This window comes from Nocardia ignorata NBRC 108230, from assembly GCF_001612905.1.
Lineage (GTDB): Bacteria > Actinomycetota > Actinomycetes > Mycobacteriales > Mycobacteriaceae > Nocardia > Nocardia ignorata.
This window is the reverse complement of record NZ_BDBI01000038.1, coordinates 23,214-37,479: the sequence shown is the minus strand read 5'-3', so window position 1 is coordinate 37,479 and position 14,266 is coordinate 23,214. Positions and strand designations below refer to the sequence as shown.

The 14,266-nt window shown below is 65.4% G+C and carries 34 protein-coding genes and 1 tRNA gene; 22 read left to right on the top strand and 13 right to left on the bottom strand.

Going from position 1 to position 14,266, the window contains the following annotated elements; translation table 11 throughout:
* The 10 genes from NI2_RS27860 to NI2_RS35375 are packed head-to-tail and all read right to left on the bottom strand — an operon-like array spanning position 1 to position 2,888.
* Entirely contained in the window at positions 1-882 is an 882-nt protein-coding gene (locus NI2_RS27860; RefSeq protein WP_067496819.1) for a hypothetical protein, read from the bottom strand.
* The gene (locus NI2_RS34140; protein WP_157104694.1) at positions 872-1,039 is read right to left on the bottom strand and encodes a hypothetical protein; all 168 of its coding nucleotides are present in this window, start codon (positions 1,037-1,039) and stop codon (positions 872-874) included. Before NI2_RS34140 ends, NI2_RS27860 begins: the two co-directional genes overlap by 11 nt.
* The gene (locus tag NI2_RS35380; protein WP_255284046.1) at positions 1,036-1,161 is read right to left on the bottom strand and encodes a hypothetical protein; all 126 of its coding nucleotides are present in this window, start codon (positions 1,159-1,161) and stop codon (positions 1,036-1,038) included. Before NI2_RS35380 ends, NI2_RS34140 begins: the two co-directional genes overlap by 4 nt.
* Entirely contained in the window at positions 1,158-1,496 is a 339-nt protein-coding gene (locus tag NI2_RS27855; protein WP_067496816.1) for a hypothetical protein, read from the bottom strand. Before NI2_RS27855 ends, NI2_RS35380 begins: the two co-directional genes overlap by 4 nt.
* Positions 1,496-1,690, bottom strand: coding sequence for a hypothetical protein (locus NI2_RS27850; protein ID WP_067496814.1), 195 nt, complete (start codon positions 1,688-1,690; stop codon positions 1,496-1,498). The genes NI2_RS27855 and NI2_RS27850 overlap by 1 nt, the downstream gene beginning before the upstream one ends.
* A complete protein-coding gene (locus NI2_RS27845; protein WP_067496811.1) occupies positions 1,687-1,923 on the bottom strand; it encodes a hypothetical protein in 237 nt (78 codons plus the stop codon). Before NI2_RS27845 ends, NI2_RS27850 begins: the two co-directional genes overlap by 4 nt.
* The gene (locus tag NI2_RS34135) at positions 1,920-2,087 is read right to left on the bottom strand and encodes a hypothetical protein (RefSeq protein WP_157104693.1); all 168 of its coding nucleotides are present in this window, start codon (positions 2,085-2,087) and stop codon (positions 1,920-1,922) included. Before NI2_RS34135 ends, NI2_RS27845 begins: the two co-directional genes overlap by 4 nt.
* Positions 2,084-2,452 carry a hypothetical protein gene (locus NI2_RS27840; RefSeq protein ID WP_067496808.1) on the bottom strand — a complete coding sequence of 123 codons (369 nt, stop codon included), beginning with the start codon at positions 2,450-2,452 and terminating at the stop codon, positions 2,084-2,086. Before NI2_RS27840 ends, NI2_RS34135 begins: the two co-directional genes overlap by 4 nt.
* 17 nt (positions 2,453-2,469) lie before the next feature.
* Entirely contained in the window at positions 2,470-2,763 is a 294-nt protein-coding gene (locus tag NI2_RS27835; protein ID WP_067496805.1) for a hypothetical protein, read from the bottom strand.
* The gene (locus tag NI2_RS35375) at positions 2,760-2,888 is read right to left on the bottom strand and encodes a hypothetical protein (protein WP_255284045.1); all 129 of its coding nucleotides are present in this window, start codon (positions 2,886-2,888) and stop codon (positions 2,760-2,762) included. Before NI2_RS35375 ends, NI2_RS27835 begins: the two co-directional genes overlap by 4 nt.
* Positions 2,889-3,195: 307 nt before the next feature.
* On the opposite strand from NI2_RS35375, the gene NI2_RS27830 reads away from it, so the two are divergent.
* The 14 genes from NI2_RS27830 to NI2_RS34120 all read left to right on the top strand — a co-directional run bounded on the left by NI2_RS27830 (position 3,196) and on the right by NI2_RS34120 (position 7,690).
* The gene (locus NI2_RS27830; protein WP_067496800.1) at positions 3,196-3,600 is read left to right on the top strand and encodes a hypothetical protein; all 405 of its coding nucleotides are present in this window, start codon (positions 3,196-3,198) and stop codon (positions 3,598-3,600) included.
* Between the two features lie 29 nt (positions 3,601-3,629).
* Positions 3,630-3,923 (top strand): hypothetical protein, encoded by a 294-nt coding sequence (locus NI2_RS27825; RefSeq protein ID WP_067496797.1) that lies wholly within the window; start codon positions 3,630-3,632, stop codon positions 3,921-3,923.
* Between the two features lie 96 nt (positions 3,924-4,019).
* Positions 4,020-4,244: a hypothetical protein gene (locus NI2_RS27820; protein WP_067496794.1), complete on the top strand. Its 225-nt coding sequence runs from the start codon at positions 4,020-4,022 to the stop codon at positions 4,242-4,244.
* A 1-nt stretch (position 4,245) separates the two neighbouring features.
* Positions 4,246-4,473, top strand: a complete 228-nt coding sequence (locus NI2_RS27815; protein ID WP_067496790.1) for a hypothetical protein — start codon at positions 4,246-4,248, stop codon at positions 4,471-4,473.
* 7 nt (positions 4,474-4,480) lie between these two features.
* A tRNA-OTHER gene (locus tag NI2_RS27810) sits at positions 4,481-4,557 on the top strand.
* Positions 4,558-4,589: 32 nt separating this feature from the next.
* Positions 4,590-4,919, top strand: a complete 330-nt coding sequence (locus NI2_RS27805; protein ID WP_067496788.1) for a hypothetical protein — start codon at positions 4,590-4,592, stop codon at positions 4,917-4,919.
* Positions 4,920-5,066: 147 nt separating this feature from the next.
* Positions 5,067-5,393, top strand: a complete 327-nt coding sequence (locus NI2_RS27800; RefSeq protein WP_067496785.1) for a hypothetical protein — start codon at positions 5,067-5,069, stop codon at positions 5,391-5,393.
* A 16-nt stretch (positions 5,394-5,409) separates the two neighbouring features.
* The gene (locus NI2_RS27795; RefSeq protein ID WP_067496782.1) at positions 5,410-5,631 is read left to right on the top strand and encodes a hypothetical protein; all 222 of its coding nucleotides are present in this window, start codon (positions 5,410-5,412) and stop codon (positions 5,629-5,631) included.
* Between the two features lie 92 nt (positions 5,632-5,723).
* A complete protein-coding gene (locus NI2_RS27790; protein ID WP_067496779.1) occupies positions 5,724-6,458 on the top strand; it encodes a hypothetical protein in 735 nt (244 codons plus the stop codon).
* The gene (locus NI2_RS34130; protein WP_157104692.1) at positions 6,455-6,625 is read left to right on the top strand and encodes a hypothetical protein; all 171 of its coding nucleotides are present in this window, start codon (positions 6,455-6,457) and stop codon (positions 6,623-6,625) included. Before NI2_RS27790 ends, NI2_RS34130 begins: the two co-directional genes overlap by 4 nt.
* Positions 6,625-7,188 carry an HAD domain-containing protein gene (locus NI2_RS27785; RefSeq protein ID WP_067496775.1) on the top strand — a complete coding sequence of 188 codons (564 nt, stop codon included), beginning with the start codon at positions 6,625-6,627 and terminating at the stop codon, positions 7,186-7,188. Before NI2_RS34130 ends, NI2_RS27785 begins: the two co-directional genes overlap by 1 nt.
* Entirely contained in the window at positions 7,185-7,367 is a 183-nt protein-coding gene (locus tag NI2_RS27780) for a hypothetical protein (protein WP_067496773.1), read from the top strand. Before NI2_RS27785 ends, NI2_RS27780 begins: the two co-directional genes overlap by 4 nt.
* The gene (locus NI2_RS34805) at positions 7,364-7,501 is read left to right on the top strand and encodes a hypothetical protein (protein ID WP_157104691.1); all 138 of its coding nucleotides are present in this window, start codon (positions 7,364-7,366) and stop codon (positions 7,499-7,501) included. Before NI2_RS27780 ends, NI2_RS34805 begins: the two co-directional genes overlap by 4 nt.
* Positions 7,502-7,510: 9 nt before the next feature.
* Complete coding sequence (locus tag NI2_RS34120; protein WP_133734266.1) at positions 7,511-7,690, top strand: hypothetical protein; 180 nt, start codon at positions 7,511-7,513, stop codon at positions 7,688-7,690.
* A 126-nt stretch (positions 7,691-7,816) separates the two neighbouring features.
* On the opposite strand, the gene NI2_RS34115 is transcribed toward NI2_RS34120, so the two are convergent.
* The gene (locus tag NI2_RS34115; RefSeq protein WP_157104690.1) at positions 7,817-7,966 is read right to left on the bottom strand and encodes a hypothetical protein; all 150 of its coding nucleotides are present in this window, start codon (positions 7,964-7,966) and stop codon (positions 7,817-7,819) included.
* Between the two features lie 84 nt (positions 7,967-8,050).
* Here NI2_RS34115 and NI2_RS27775 point away from each other — a divergent pair, with 84 nt between their 5' ends.
* Together NI2_RS27775 and NI2_RS27770 are read left to right on the top strand one after the other, a co-directional pair.
* Complete coding sequence (locus NI2_RS27775; protein WP_133734267.1) at positions 8,051-8,347, top strand: hypothetical protein; 297 nt, start codon at positions 8,051-8,053, stop codon at positions 8,345-8,347.
* Between the two features lie 17 nt (positions 8,348-8,364).
* A complete protein-coding gene (locus tag NI2_RS27770; protein ID WP_133734268.1) occupies positions 8,365-8,634 on the top strand; it encodes a hypothetical protein in 270 nt (89 codons plus the stop codon).
* On the opposite strand, the gene NI2_RS27765 is transcribed toward NI2_RS27770, so the two are convergent.
* Positions 8,631-9,044, bottom strand: a complete 414-nt coding sequence (locus NI2_RS27765) for a hypothetical protein (RefSeq protein ID WP_255284044.1) — start codon at positions 9,042-9,044, stop codon at positions 8,631-8,633. The two genes, NI2_RS27770 and NI2_RS27765, sit on opposite strands and share 4 nt — an antisense overlap.
* 61 nt (positions 9,045-9,105) lie before the next feature.
* The gene (locus tag NI2_RS27760) at positions 9,106-10,518 is read right to left on the bottom strand and encodes an NsdA family TPR-like regulatory protein (RefSeq protein WP_133734270.1); all 1,413 of its coding nucleotides are present in this window, start codon (positions 10,516-10,518) and stop codon (positions 9,106-9,108) included.
* Positions 10,519-10,719: 201 nt separating this feature from the next.
* Between NI2_RS27760 and NI2_RS34110 the strand changes: the two genes are divergently transcribed.
* The 6 genes from NI2_RS34110 to NI2_RS35565 all read left to right on the top strand — a co-directional run bounded on the left by NI2_RS34110 (position 10,720) and on the right by NI2_RS35565 (position 14,226).
* The gene (locus NI2_RS34110; RefSeq protein ID WP_133734271.1) at positions 10,720-10,947 is read left to right on the top strand and encodes a hypothetical protein; all 228 of its coding nucleotides are present in this window, start codon (positions 10,720-10,722) and stop codon (positions 10,945-10,947) included.
* A complete protein-coding gene (locus NI2_RS27755) occupies positions 10,944-11,174 on the top strand; it encodes a helix-turn-helix domain-containing protein (protein ID WP_067496761.1) in 231 nt (76 codons plus the stop codon). Before NI2_RS34110 ends, NI2_RS27755 begins: the two co-directional genes overlap by 4 nt.
* Positions 11,171-11,545, top strand: coding sequence for a hypothetical protein (locus NI2_RS27750; RefSeq protein ID WP_067496759.1), 375 nt, complete (start codon positions 11,171-11,173; stop codon positions 11,543-11,545). The genes NI2_RS27755 and NI2_RS27750 overlap by 4 nt, the downstream gene beginning before the upstream one ends.
* The gene (locus NI2_RS34105; protein ID WP_157104689.1) at positions 11,542-11,679 is read left to right on the top strand and encodes a hypothetical protein; all 138 of its coding nucleotides are present in this window, start codon (positions 11,542-11,544) and stop codon (positions 11,677-11,679) included. The genes NI2_RS27750 and NI2_RS34105 overlap by 4 nt, the downstream gene beginning before the upstream one ends.
* A 180-nt stretch (positions 11,680-11,859) precedes the next feature.
* The gene (locus NI2_RS27745; protein ID WP_067496757.1) at positions 11,860-12,357 is read left to right on the top strand and encodes a hypothetical protein; all 498 of its coding nucleotides are present in this window, start codon (positions 11,860-11,862) and stop codon (positions 12,355-12,357) included.
* A 30-nt stretch (positions 12,358-12,387) separates the two neighbouring features.
* Positions 12,388-14,226, top strand: coding sequence for a hypothetical protein (locus NI2_RS35565; RefSeq protein WP_067496755.1), 1,839 nt, complete (start codon positions 12,388-12,390; stop codon positions 14,224-14,226).
* The last annotated feature ends 40 nt before the right edge of the window (positions 14,227-14,266 follow it).

The window sequence follows — 14,266 nt, the reverse complement described above, 5'->3', positions numbered from 1 at the left end:
TTAGTTGTTGCCGCCCATGGCTTGTTCGCCGCGCACGACACCGGCGGCAGTGCCGATCAGCGACGGAGCCCAGCCCGCGTCCACCAACCCAGTTGCCTGCTCATAGGTGAGGGGGCCGCGAGAGTAGTGCGAGCTGGCCAGGTAGTTGATCAGCCCTTCTCGCGTGCTGCACACGGGAGTGATCGGCGATCCCTCGGACACGGTTTCCCACAGCTGCCAACCGTCACCGGTCGGCGGGTCGGTGGGTTCCCACAGTTCGGCACGGATGCGTTGGCAACGCCACTTTTCGAGGCTGCCGTGCCCGTCGCACGTGGCGCACGTCTGTCGGATGCCTTCGCGTTCGCAGCGCGCTTGGATCACGATCCAGCGGTTGATCGCGTCGTGCCCGAAGCCGTACAGCGACCACTCGTTGACCTGTGCGGCAGTCGGGTGGACTGGTGGGTCGGCATCCACCCAGCCCGTTTCCCGGCTCCAGGTGCGGGTGAGGTCCCACAGCCGGTCGCCCTTCACGAGGGCGTCGACGTCGTCCTGGGTGAGGTGGTGGCACCACTGCCCGTTCCACAGGTTGGCCAGGCGGGTTGCCTCGCGAACGATCGCGGCCTCTCCATCGCCGTAGAAGTCGGCGTCCCTGGACACGTTCCGTTCCGCGAAGGCCCGGACCGCAGGAGTTGCTGGTGTCAGGGGGGTCGCCCCGGTTTCGGAGGGGTGGAATGGTGCGTACCCGTACCACTGGTCTTGCAGGTGTTGCGCTTCGGGCGACGCACCGGATTTGCAGTCGGGGCAGGGTGTTTCGTCGAATCGGTCGGGGCGGAGGAATCCGTGCCAGACTTCGTTGAGCGGCCAGTCGAAGTCGACGGGGACGCGGCGGACTTCACGCCCCATGGCGTGCCTCCTGGGTGTCGCGGGGCACGGTGAAGAAGTGCCGGTCGAGGATGTCGGGATAGTCGGCGAGGAGCTGGGCGACCGTGCGCTGCTTCGTGTTCCACCAGACGAGGGCGTGGCGGCCGTGCCGAACGAACGGAGCGAGCTGTGTACTCATCCCTCAACCACCTCGTGGTCGACGATGAGCTCTACGGCCTCGGCCAGCTCCTGATCGGTGATACGGGCGGTCGAGCCGATCGGGCGCCGGGACAGCTCACCGTCCGCCACGTCGGTGCTCACGCGTCCGCTCCGACCGTGGTGGTGACGATGGTGTAGCCGGCGCGGGCGAAGGCGCCGGCGTGGTCGAGGTTCTTCCCGGAGCAGGGCAGCTCGTGCCAGTCGACGACCATGCCCTCGCTGTCGGAGATCCACACGTAGGTTTCGTTGATCTTGTGGGTGCCGAGGCTGGTCATGATCGCCGTGTCGAGCGTGGACGCGACGACATGGTCAGCGATCCCGTCACGGACGATCAGCGGCGGGTCGAGCCGGTAAACACCGGTGATGGTGCGGAGCGTTTCGCCGTTCTCGTCGTGGGCGACTTCCTCGGGCAGCAGGGTCGCGGTCTTGGTGGTCATCAGTTCTCCTGGGAGTTGGTGTTGGTCACGTGGGCGCGGGCATCGCGGGCGGCGGCCAAGTAGCGGGCCTGCACGCTGGCGGGTTCGACCGGCCAGCTGGCCTCAGAGCCGAGACTGTTGAGCGCGCGATAGATGGCGATCGCGAGCGGTTCGAGCTCGCTGTCCCAGATCGACTGGTCGGGATCGGGGTTCACGGCTTCTCCTGGTGGTCGTTGAGGTAGGCGTCGCAGCGGTCGCGGAGTTCACGGACTTGCGGTGGAGTGAGGTCGGCGCGGAGCTTCACACCGCCGGCGGGTTCGGTCGCGACCCGCAAATGCATGTGGTGGTCGCCGGGTTCGGCGATGACTTCGACCGCGTAGCCGTCGTGGTCGATGAGCGGGGCGTCGCCGTAGAGGGTTTCGCCCCGCTCATCGGTGCGGGTGTTCACTCCACACCCGCGAGGTAGGGCAGCTGCCAGAGGTAGTTGTTGACCCGGTCGCACGGGTCGCACAGATCACCGAAGCCGCTGGCAAGCAGCGGGTTGCTGCGACCGTGGAGGTCGACGCCTTCGGTGGCGGCGGGCTCGGCGCACCACACGCAGCGGGCGCTCACGCCGCCACCGCCTGGATCGGTGCGTACCGCAGGTACCAGCCGTTCACGACGACCTTGACGAACACCTCAGGCTCGTGCGCGAACGGTGCGGTGTCGTCGAGGATTTCGGCGAGCGCGGCCTTGGCGTGGGCCATGCAGTACGCCTCTTCCACGAGGGTGAGCGAGTTCGGGGCGTCGGTGTCGGCGTCGTAGCCCGGGCGGGTCCAGTCGATGTGGACCGAGGCGGTGACACCGTCGCCGTGGCGGCAGTCGCCCTCGTAGCACTCGGTGTCGACGAACGCGCTGCCATCCCAGTCGGTTTCGAAGGTGACGCGGTTGTCGTCGGGGATGCCGAGGAGGTTGCGGACCTGGGTTTCGGTGAGCATCGGGGTGTTCCTTCCGGTCAGGCCGCGAGGGCGGTGGGCTGGAGCAGGGTGGTGGGGATGATCGCGGTGATCGAGGCGGCGTCGACCATGTCGAGCGCCCAGATCGCGTCGGCCGCGTGGGCGAGGCAGTGGGTGGTGGTTTCGGTCCAGTTCCCGGCGCGGTGCGTGTGCTCGGCCTCCAGGCGGACCAGGCCGGTGGCGGTGCAGTCGTCGCACTCGTCGGTGAAGGTGACGGAATCGGCGGTGGCGCCGTGGATGTCGAGCGGGCTGACACCGAGGAGGCCGGCGACCGCCGTGGTGGTGGGGTTCATGCCGCTACCTCCAGTGCGGTTTCGGGGGCGAACGAGCAGTAGGTGACGTGCTCGCCGGTGGTGGTGTCGAGCCAGGTGTCGCAGTCCTCGTGCCCGCAGGTGGGGTGGGGGTCGGTGGTCACCATCTCTGCTCCTTTCAGGTTCGTACTGTATGGCTTACATTACTTACGTCACTTTACTTTACGCAAGGCTTTCACCGATCCCAGTCGACCAGCGCGGCCGAAGTGCGTTGACTTGACAGCTGCGTTTGCGCTGGTGACTCGCCAATTTCGGTTACATTCGCGCCGGGCGCCCGACATCCCCAGATGGTCGCGCCACCCGGGTCGCGCCTTGTCACGGTTTGGTTACGTAAAGCTGGCTTGTGTTGTGTCTGCCATACTTTACGTACTACGTTCTTTACGTACCCGCTGAGCGACACCGAAAGGCCCCGAGATGATCACCACCACCTACAGCCGCCCCCGCGCAGCCCGCCTCGCCACCGGGCGGCTCATCCGCGACCGGCTCCTCGGTGCCCGCGCGGTCCGCCTGGCCCGCGCTCTCCGCGCCCTCAACGGCTTCTGGATCTCCGGCCTCCTCGAGCGCGGCGAGCTCGTGACCGTCACCCAGGTCCTCGACCAGCTCGGCGCCGACGCCGAGACGATCCGCCGCTACGCCTCCCAGGCGGGCAAGGCCATCAAGCGCGCTTACCTCGCTGCCTACGACGGCCGCACTCCCACCGAGGTCTGGAAGGTCGTCAACGGCCGCCCCCGGCAGGTCCTCGCCTACACCGCCGACGAGCCCGTCATCCGCGACGGCTTGGCCGCCTACGCCCGCACCGCCCACCTCGTCGCAGCCTGACTCGACCAATACCCAGAAAGGCAACCGCGATGGCACACACACTGATTGCCGACTTCGTGACCGATCTCCGCGCCGAACTCACAGTCATGATCACCGCGCGTGGCACTGCCGACCTCGCCAACGACTTGGAGGACTTGGCAGTCCTCGGTGACGCCGAGCTGCTGGACGACGCCGGGCGGCTCGTGCGCAGCCTCATCGCCGAAACCTTGCACAACCGCCATCTCGAGGTTGCCGCAGCGCTTGACGCCTGGATCGACAACGACAACAGCGACGACGAAGCGGCCGTCATTGTTCGTGCTGCCCGTGACCTGGTCGCCGCCTGACCAGTTGGCGGGGTCACCGCACAACGGTGTGCGGCAAGGGACCAACGACGCTCCCCCACCGACCCCGCCAACACCCCCACCACCGAGAGCCCCGAGATGAAACGCATCCGCATCGAGACCGGCTCCGACGTACGACGTTGGGACACCTACGAACTCGATGTCCCTGACGACTTCGACGTCGACAGCGAAGACGCCGAGCAGTACCTGCACGACCGGCTCGGTGCCGACGAAGGCGTGGAGTTGATCGACACCAGCTACGAGAGCGACGGCGACAAGTACCCGCCGGACGACCAGGACATCAACAGCTGGGACGAGGTGTGACATGGCGACCGACGACCACGACAACGAGATTCGTGTGGGTGACCGTGTCCGGGTGATCCGCGACTTCGACCCACCACACCCGACCGGCGGTATCCGGCACGTCGAGTTCGAAGGCACCCTCCGGGAGGTCGACCGGATCGGGTTCCGGCTCGACGGCGAGTGGCCGTACTGCGGGCACTACTCGTGGAACCCCGGCCCGACCATCACCCAAACGGTCACCCGGCTGTAGCCGCCAAGGGTTTGTAGCTCAACAGGCAGAGCAGCCGCCTTCCCCTCCAGGCCGACCCGGGTTCGAGTCCCGGCAAACCCACCACCGAACCGCCCCTCATTTGAAAGGACCCTGCTATGCCTCGCACCGTCGAGCACATCGTCGCTACCCACGAGCTCGCTCACGAACGTCGCCGTGCTGGTCGCCCGATCTGGGCTGAAAAGGTCGACCTGCGCGACGTTTTCCGCAACCCGGACATGACGTTCATCGAGTGTCGTGACGCGATCGTGGCGCGTCTCAAGCGGTCTCGGTGGTTCGTTGAGGCTGACCCGCTCGAGTGCGACGGTGTCCACGACATCATCGCCGTACATCTCGCTCATGCCGAGGACACCGACGAGTGGGACGGCTGGTGGGACGAGCTGTACGACCTGGCCGACTACGCGCGCGTCTGGATCGGCACCCGGTGAACGACCAGCCTGCCGAGCGTCCCGACCTCACGGCGTGGCGGCGCCGGCACGAGCTCCGGCAGTCGTCGGCCGCGCAATCGATCCCGTCCGGTACCGACTACCGCCGCAAACCGAAACACCCTGAACCACAAGAGAAACGAGATAGCGATGAGTGACCGTGACCTTCTGGCCGACATGCTCTCCGACTGCCTCCACGACGGAACAGCGCCAGCGTGGACCGCTGAAACTCTGCTCACGAGGGGCATTCGGCTACCCGCCCGCGAGATCACCACGGCCGCCGAGCTCGATGCGCTGCCGGTCGGGTCGATCGTCGCCGATCGTGAGGGTGATCCGTGGAAGGCGCTCAGCATCCACGGCGCGCGGCGGTGGCGCGGTCCGTTCTTGGGCAACTACGAAACCGGGCGCTTCGTCGACGACTGGGGTCCTGTCACCGTCCTGTACGTCCCCACTGAGGAGGCCGACCGCGGTGTGTGACAACTTCTTGCCTCTGATGCAGCCGGTTCGTCCGGTCACCCGCGCGCAGTGGGAGTTGGCGTTGCGGCGCGCGATCGTCGGCACCCAAGTCTCGGACTCCGACGGCGACATCTGGACCAAGCGGCTCGCCCGGGCCGACGACGACCTGACCTGGTTGCGTACCAACGGCGGGTGGGCCAGCGCCCACGACGTCGCCCTCTACGCACCATTCACCTTCCTGAGGATCACCAATGTCTGAAGATCAAGGAAAAGCTTTGAACCTCGGTTCGCGCAACCTCGTCGACGCGCGGCTCGGCGCGGCTCTCCACCTCATCGAAAAGGACGGCGACGATGAGTGACCGCGACACCCTGGCCGACCAAGTGATCCGACATGGGTTTACCTACGCTGATCTGGACCGGCTCGCCCGGACTGCGGTGACCGCAGATCGGTCGATGGCCTCCGACATCGACACCCGATATAACACGGCATGGTCGGCGATCGCCGAGGCCCTGTGTGCCGCAGACGAGCCACCGACCCGGCATGAGCTTGTCCAGGTGGGCTGGCAAGCCATCTACGCCGAGGTCCGCGAAATGCGACACACCTACGGTCAAGACCGCGATGACCCGAACGCGCCCGTGGCGTCGATGCCTCGCGCGCAACAGTTCTGGTTCGTCCATCCGGTCGAACCCGGTCTGTCGTTCATCGAGCGTCTGGCTGCCAAGCAAATCATGGCCACGCTGTCGCCGATTTATCAAGACGCCGTGCTTGCGCTGGCAGTCCATGGAGACTATGACCGGGCGGCGGCATCGCTTGGTCTGAAATACAGCGCGTTCACTGCGCGGATGTCGGTTGCCCGCAAGGCGTTTCGACAGCTTTGGTTCGCGCCAGAACCGGCACCGCCGATCCGTGGAACTGATCGGCGGGTCGGTTCTCGAACCACGGCTTTGCGCACGCATTGCCATCGCGGACACGAACTAGCTGGCGACAACGTCCGCGAGCGGCGCGGCCGAAAAGAGCGCGTCTGTCGCGCATGCGAGCACGACCGAAGCGTCGCTAAGCGGACCGCACAGGAGAGGGCAGCTTGATGGGCTGGCGTAAACGGCGTTTCACGATCGAGGAGTTGAAGTTGGCATACGACGTCGGTGCGGCGCATCAGCTGATCCTGGAGCGGATCGGCGAGGACAACGAGACGACGTCGTTCGAGCGCCTGGTGGCGGACCTGCGGGGTTCGGTTCGAAAGGGAGCGGTGTGATGGCAAAACCGTTGCTGTACCTCGATGTCGACGGCCCGCTCAACCCGTATGCCGCGAAACCTGAACGCCGCCCAACTGGGTACGACACTCACCGGTTGATGCCTGCGGCGTGGCTCGAGCGGCACCCGAACACACCACCGGACCGGGTGAAGCCGTTGCGGGTGTGGTTGAACCCGGCGCACGGTCCCGCCTTGCTCGCCCTGGCCGACGTGTTCGAGCTGGTGTGGGCGACGACGTGGGAGCACGAGGCGAACGAGTTCATCGGCCCGTTGATCGGGTTGCCGGAGTTGCCGGTGGTGGAGTGGGCGGAGGGCCGGCCGAAGGTGAATCGGGCTGGCGTCTACTGGAAGACACCCCAGCTGATCGAGCACGCGGCGGGTCGACCGTTTGCGTGGGTTGATGACGAGATCGGCCGATACGATCGGGAGTTCGTTTCGACCTATCACGGTCGTGCTGCGCTTCTGCACTACGTTGGCCCTGCGAAGGGGTTGCTCGACGAGGACTTCGCGGTGCTGCGGGAGTGGGGAAATGGTCAGACCGGCGTGGCAGGATCGGCGGCGTGAGCGAGTTCGCGCTGAAAGTGGATCTCGGCGACCAGGACGGCGCCGAGGCTACGGCCGCGGTGGTGGCTGCGTTGCGGGCTGTGGCGGATTCCCTCGACGACCAGCCGTTGACCGACAGCCAGTACCGGCGGGTGCGGAAGCATCAGCCGCAGCGAATCGAATGGGAGTGGACCCGATGACCTGTGATGTTTGCGACGAGCCTGCCAAGGTGCTCGTGGTGCAGCCGGACGAGCCGGGTGGTGTGCCGCATCCGCTGTGCGCGCTGCATCTTGCACAGTTCGCGCAGGATTTGCTAGCCGCAGAACCCGGTTAGTCTGGCCTCATGAGGTTCGAGGTTGGTCAGCGTGTGCGGTTGCATGCGAATGGTGGGTCGGTGTTCAAGGTGCTCGAGGTGGATTACGAGGGCAACTCGGAGCGGGTGTTGATCGAGTCGGTGGAGGACACACCGGGCACGTACCCGTGGTCGGCGAGCACGACGTTGATGGTGAACGCCGACGAGTGATGGTGAACGCCGAACGCCCCGGACACGGTTTGTGTCCGGGGCGTTCGTGATTGGGTAATCGGCCGCACGGCAGGCTTGATACAAGCGTGTGTATTGGCCTTCGAAGTGTAGGTCGTCGGGCTACGGTCAGGGTAGCGGCCCCAGGTAAGGGGCGGGGATGACCGTGTCGCGGTATTCGACGAGCAGCAAGTTCACCCGGATGAGGCGTAGTTGGGTGCGCCAGTCGTTGGGGTCGTGACCGGCTTCGAGCAGGGCGTCGCGCTCGTAGGAGTCCATGCATGGTTGGACGCGGTGACCGCGCTGGGGGTTCCCGGCATTTCGGACCAGTTCCGTTCGATCGGTTCCCCTACACTGCGAACCGTGTCGGATGACCCGATCTCCCAGGAGGACGCCGAGATCATCGCGGCTGTCGTCGACCACATCGACCCCGACACCCCACTCACCGACGAACAACTCCAGCAGGTCCTCGCCGTTGAGCTCGACCCACCACCAACGTTGCGGGCGATCCGGACGGTGCTGGCGATCCTGCGGATGCCGCACGTGCAGTACCGGCCGGGTGAACCATCGGCCGCGGTGCTCGACCGGATGCGCACCATGCTGGAGGACGCCGAGACCAACCCACCACCGCCGGACTATCTAGGCAACATGCCGTACTGATCCGTAGAATATCGAACATGTGTTCGATGGATTGGCGGCTCGCATCGACCACCGGACTCGACCCCGACCGCCTCTACGCGGTCCGCGGGGGATGGGCACGCCCCTCCCCCGTCGCCTGCCCCGCCGGACACCCCCTCGGGCCTGGTCAAGTCCTCGTCGGCACCCTCGCCTGCCTCGCCACCCCCGACGGGCTCCACCGCACCTGGGCATGCCGCAGTTGCGACACCGTCATCTACTGGCCACCCATCACCGACAAGTGCGACCACAACCGGACGGCGTGGAGCTAACTCCGTTCGGCGCCGACCGGCCACACCACATCAACCGGGACACCATGCTGACGCGCGAGCTCGACTACCGTTCCAGTGCCAGCACGCTGACCGTCTTGGCCGTCCCACACCGCGATCAACCTGTCCGCGTCCAGCAGTGCCGCGTTCGCCGCCTCATAGGCTTCTTTTCCAGCGGTGTCGAAGTCCATCACCCGGACCACGTCAGCGCGGGCGATAAGGGCGTCGAACTGTTCGAGATGATCTGGTTTGACCTTCGCCTCGCGGTAGTCGCGCGACGGCAGCACCACCTCGAGCTGACCGCCCGCGGCCAAGACAGCTTCGGCGAACACGCTGTCGGCGCCGCGGGCGATGCAGGACACGCCGACCAGGTCGGGTGTGCCGGCGATCAGGTTCGTGATCGCTTCCCGCACCAGTTCTGCGGTGTCGGAGGTGATGTTCATGTGTCCGGTGACGCTGATCCTCATCAGCTCATCATGCCGGGGACAGCGTCAGCGGGTGCAGCATGTCCCGCAGCTCGACGACTGGTCGGCTGTCGCCGCACTCGGCTGCCCGCTGGTACACCTCGGAGACCTTGGCCTGCACACGATGCGAGCTGGTTTTGCCGACGTCCTGGATCGCGACTTCACCGAGTCGGCGGGCTTCCCCGTATTCGCCTTGGATGAGGCGCGCTTCGGCAATACCGAGCCGGTCGAGCGCGCTTGAACGCCACCGTTCGGGTCGACGCAGCGCGATCGCCGAGGTGATGGCTTCGGCGGCCTCGTCCGCGAAGTCGGCTTCCTTGCGGGCCAGTTCGAGCAGCCGCCCGCCGAGGGTGCCGGACAGTTCGGCGGCGTCGAAGTAGTGCAGCCAGTACGGGTCGTCGTCCGGGCGCGCCTTGGCGAACGCGGCGTGAGCGTTGTCGGCGGCGCGATGAAACGCAGCGGGACGGCCGAGCTTTGCGTACGCCCACGCTTCCCGCGTGTACAGCAGCGCGCGCGTGGTCGGGGTAATCGACCGACCGACGACGTCCTGTGCGAGGCGGACGAGTTCGAGTGCGTCGTTGGCACGGGCGTGCGTGTAGGCGATCCGATCGACGCCGTCGCCCTCGGGTTCGAGGGTGAGCATTTGGCGGGCGAGGCCGGCGAGCCCATTGGCGAACAGTGCAGGGTCTCCGGCCTCGCGCGCGGATCGGATGGACAGCATGTAGTAGCCCTGCGCGGTGTGCTGGTCGCCGGAGTCCCACGACATGGTGGCCGCGGTCTCGGCGAGCAGGGCACGGATGTGGCCGAGCCGTTGGCGGGTCGCTGGACTGGTGGCCGCAGTGACCATGTCGTTGACCTCGGAGAGTTGTCCGACGACAGCTTTGCGGCGCAGGCCGCCACCGAATTTGTCGTCCCATTCCCGGAATAGGCGGGCGGCGTGTTCGAGTTCGTCGAGTTCCTGTGTGCCGGTGCCGGTGATGACCGGCGCGGGCGTGGCGGTGTCGCGTTGTTGGCGAAGCCACCGTTCCAGTGGTTCGAGGAGGTACGTGCCGACGACTACCCCGAACAGGGTGGTGGCGGCTTCGCGGCGATCCACGAGAAGGTCCTTCCGTGCGAGGTCGTCGGTGACGTCCTCGCAGGTTGACTTCCAGATGGCCGGGTCGTCGTCGAGTTCGAGGGCGCCGGGCGCGACAGCCCGCTTGGTCTGCAGTCGATGGAATTGTGCGCGCTGGGCTGGTGTTGCCGCAGCGAGCACGCTGTTGAGGCGTTCGGCGTATTCGGGGAGCAGCGTGATCGTTTCTCCGCGTGTGCACCACTTCTTGATGGTGTTGATGTGGATTCCGGCGCGCACAGAGAACCGGTTGTGTGACAGCCGCAGGGCATCACGCAGGTCCTTCGCGTCTGCTCCCGTCCAGACATTCATAGTCGTCTCCTGGGCCGGTTGTAAGTGGTGGTGTACCAGCGTGTACCGAGCATGTACCGGAACAGGTTCCGCGTGTACTTACGTGGTCTTCCGGGGGAACTGGTGGCACGCCAAGGTTGGAAATGCAGGCGACGTCAGTTCGACCTTCATCACTGACGTCGCCAGCTTTCCAATCTGCTACCTCTCACTCTAGGTGGTCCAATGCTGACCGGCCGCACCATATTTCGAACAAGTAGTGATCAGACGCTGCTGATTTGCACTGTCGACCCCGGCCCGTTGTCCGTCGAGCAGGCGCATCGTGCGATGCAGGTTCATCTGGAGTGTGATGTGCTCACGTGCCGTTGCCGCCGCCGTGCCCGCGCAACGTTGGTTGAGCTGAAACGGATGGTGCTCGACGACCGCGCCGTCCGCGTGGAGCTGCGGCGATGACGTTGACCCGTTGCCAGGACTGGATCCTGCAGAGCCTGTGCTCTGTGGCTCGACGGGCGCCTGTCACTGCCGCCGACCTCGCCGACCAGCTGCAGAACCAGGCACACACCACAGAAACCTATCTGCGGCAGCTCGAGGACATGGGTTTGGTTCGGTCGCACCAGGTTTCAGGTGAGGTCGGTTGGCGCCCGTCCGGTGACGGGCTGATGGTCGGGACAGTGCTGTGAGCGACGCGATCGTGCTCGAAGGCATCGCGATCGGGTACCTCCGCACCGATGTGTCCGGTGATTCTTTCGACCTGCACAAGGCGGCGATCGAGCACCTGGCCAAACGGTGGGGATACGACGTGAAGGAAATCGTCCTCGCCGACGAACACACCCCCGAACCCATCGAGTACCTGAAAGCCATCGCCCGCGTCTCCAAGGCAGATGCTGTGTTCACCCTGTCGGCCCGTCATTTCGACGGTTGCACCGTCCCCGCTGACTTGATCGCGGTCTGTGACGTCGTCACGGTCGCGGACAAACAAACGTTCGCGCGACAAATCCCGTCGCCGTTCGAATTCCGAAGCGTTACCCCACCCAACAAGGAGACGAAGTGACAAAGCCCCTCGCGCAGCGCGGCAACTCGAACGCCAGCGGCGGCGCCCAGTTTGAGGGTTTCGAAGGTTTGTACGGCACAAGCCCCCGCGAAAGCGCGCAGCACTCCGTATTCAACTCGGGCGACGCACAGTAGCCCACCTCGACTCCCCCGACGCTTCCGTCACACGAATGCCGGGGTGATGGTGACCCCCGAGACCCTTCCACCACACCCGGGTCTCGGGGGTTGCTGCCTCTATCCCCCAAACACAATCCCGGTGGATACGATGATCCAAGCACGAACCGACCTCGCCACCACTCGCGAAAGGTTCACACCGTGGGCGAAGACCGACCCTACTCAGAAATCGAACTGCGCCGCCTGGCGAAACAGCAGCGGTCGCCGGAGTTCCGGGCGTGGCTGGACCGCGAAGCCGACGACCTGGCGCAACTCCTCGTCGAGATCCCTGCGCTGCGCGACCTCGACGACCCCTGGACCGTCGCCGGGTTCGACGCGATCGAGAACGCTGCAATGCAACGCCTACCCAACCCCGGCCCGACCGTCACCGACGAGGAGATGGACTACCTCGCGTTGTGCGCCCGCGGGATCGGCCACATCTTCCTCCGCCGCATGGGTGTCGGCAAGTGGGTGTGGGTCAACCTCTACGAAGGCCTACCAACCGGGCCCGCGATCGAATTCCCAGGTCACTCATTCTGGACCGATCCAGGCCAGTCGATCCGCAACGTGGTGTTCGACCGGAAACCCGGGGTCTTGGCGACTGAACTCGAAGGTCTCGCCGCCTGGTCCCGCGAGGCACCGAAGTACTCGCTGGGGTAACCAGAGGATCCTTTCTCGTTGGGGTCGGCGATGACCGGCCCCGCGGAGAACGACGACCACGGTGACGTTGTCCCACGGACCGATCGTGGGCTGACCGAGGCCGGCGATGCGGGCCACAACGCATACGTGCAAGCCAAGCTCGCGGAGGCAGCCACCCAGCTCGACAAGATCCGTGGGCCGTTGGACTGGCAACGTCAGGTGGAGTTGTGGGGAGACCGGAAACTCCTCCACGACATGATGATGCACGGCTACCAAGAGCTCCATGGCCGCACCCCCGAACTCGGGTGGGTACACGAACACCCAGCGACAACGTCGCTCGGCGCCAGACGCCACGACGCCGCGCAAGTCGTCGAACGCGCAGGGATACCCGTCGTCCAGAAGACCACCGAGTTCAAAGCTGGTTGGGCAAGCAAAAAGGAAGGGCTCGAGCAGCTCAAAAAGGAACGTGAGCTGCTTCGCACAGACCCCAACCGGAAGCTCAGCGAGTACATCATCCGGGCGGCGCACCCGCCACACCCGGAGGTCGTCAAAGAAGCTCGGCAGCTGGCTCAAGACTTCCCTGGCCGGTTTGTCCATATCGAGCTGAACGAGCGCGAGTTCGAGCGTGCGGTGGAAGCTGGCCGTCCGATTGTTGAGAAGCAGCTGATGCACAAGCTCGGCCATTTGGTCGAGAAGCTCCGCAACGCCCCGGAATTGAAGACAGCGCCGCGCGCGCTCGAGGGATTCGTCCGGGAGATCGAGATGGCGAAGGAGCGAGGCGACCCGATCGGCCTGGAAGTCCTTGCGGGCGCACAGATCGAGCTGGCGTCGCTGATCGAGGTCGACAAGCAGATCACCCGTGAGCAGGACAAGATCGCCCGCGAAGCCGCCAAGCTGCGGCTGAAAGAGGCGCAAATCGTCGAGCGGGTCCAAGCCCAGCAACGCGCGGAGCGTGAGCAGCAGTTGCTGAAGCTCCTCGAAAAGGTCGACCGGGAGGTCGTGATCGCCGCGGTGAAGGAAGCCCGCACCTTGGCGGCGCCGGCGAAGGGTTTGGATCTGGCTGTGGAGCCGGGGATGGATCCGGAGCTGGCGGCGATGATGCAGCAGATGCACGGTGTGATCGCGAGCCAGGGGTTGGAGGCGAGGCAGAGTGAAATGCTGGAGTATCTGCCGATGCCCACACCCCGGCACCGTGAGCTTGCCGGGTTGGTGCTGGCTCAGCAGGCCGAACAGCCGGGTAAGCCGGTGACGGAGGCTGTTGCGGCAGCTGAGGAGAAGCTGAAGGAACGCGAGGCGAAGGAGCTTGAGCAGGCGAAAGCTGTTGAGGCGCAGCAGGTTCGGGAGCGTGAGAATCGTGAGTTGATGGAGCGGATAGTCGATGCCCACAACAAACGGTTGGAGCAAGCCGCACGGGATCAAGGGCAGCGTGTCACCCATGATCGGATGGATGACGCAGCGTGGAAAGACAGGGTGCCCAAGATTGCGGAGTCGCTGAAAATGGATCCGCAGCGCCTATTGGAACGGGGTGTCGACCCGCAGGTCGTTGACGCGATCGCCCGCGGAGCTTTCCGGACCGACGATAAGGCCCGTGCGGTCGTCGTCGAGATCAACGGTGCCGAAAGGTGGGTCGCCAACGACAGCAAAGAGATCGCGATAGCGACCCAAATTCAGCAGGTTCAGGCCGGAATGAACTTGGGAGAGGTTCATGTCCGCGCACTGGCTGATGCTGGTGGTGGCCGTGGCGCGGTGGCGCTTTCGCGGGAGAAGCTGCAGAAGCAGAGGGAAGAAGCGGAACGGCGAAGGGTACGGGAAGCCGAACAGGTTCCAGAACGAACCCGGTCTGAAAGAGGGGACCGAGGGACCGAGCGAGGAATTGAACGAGGGCGGTAAGTTGTCTGCCCGGCAGTCCGGCCGGCGGTCGTACTATTGC